The organism is Bartonella sp. AC158YNML, assembly GCF_042196725.1.
Lineage (GTDB): Bacteria > Pseudomonadota > Alphaproteobacteria > Rhizobiales > Rhizobiaceae > Bartonella.
On sequence record NZ_JBHIQU010000104.1, the window covers coordinates 1 to 553 of the forward strand.

Annotated in this window: 1 protein-coding gene; it reads left to right on the forward strand. The window is 40.1% G+C overall.

What is annotated here, in order from left to right; translation table 11 throughout:
• The coding region (locus tag ACFIM1_RS09495) for a DEAD/DEAH box helicase family protein (protein ID WP_375609920.1) at positions 1-553 on the forward strand (553 nt) is incomplete at both ends.

Consider the following 553-nt stretch of genomic DNA (forward strand, 5'->3'; position numbering starts at 1 on the left):
AAGACCCGTTGCAAAAGCAAGAATACGAAAAGGTTCAAACTTATTTGGAATGGGCTAAGGAACATGATGAAGATGGGCGTGATATTGGGATTGATCTGGTCGCTACAATCCGTGATGAAGGGGGTTATGCGGCTATTCAATGTAAATGCTATGACGCCTCTCACATCATTAAAAAAGAAGATATTGATAGCTTTATCGCGGCATCTGGGAAAAAGATTTTTACGCGTCGTATTCTCGTTGATAGCACCGAAAGCAATTGGAGTGATAATGCTAACAACACTTGTGATGGTCAAGAAGTTCGTATTCAACAGATTAATCTGTTTGATTTAGAAAACAGTCAAATTGATTGGGGCGCTTATAAAGAACGAGGACAAGCCGTCCTTAAAGAACAACCGAAAAAAAAGCTTTTAGATCATCAGATAGAAGCGCTTGAAAGAGTTTGTGAAGGTTTAAAAGAAGCAGACCGTGGCAAGCTTATTATGGCATGTGGTACGGGTAAAACATTCACCAGTCTTAAGATAGCAGAAACCATAGCAGGAAAAGGCAAGCGTGT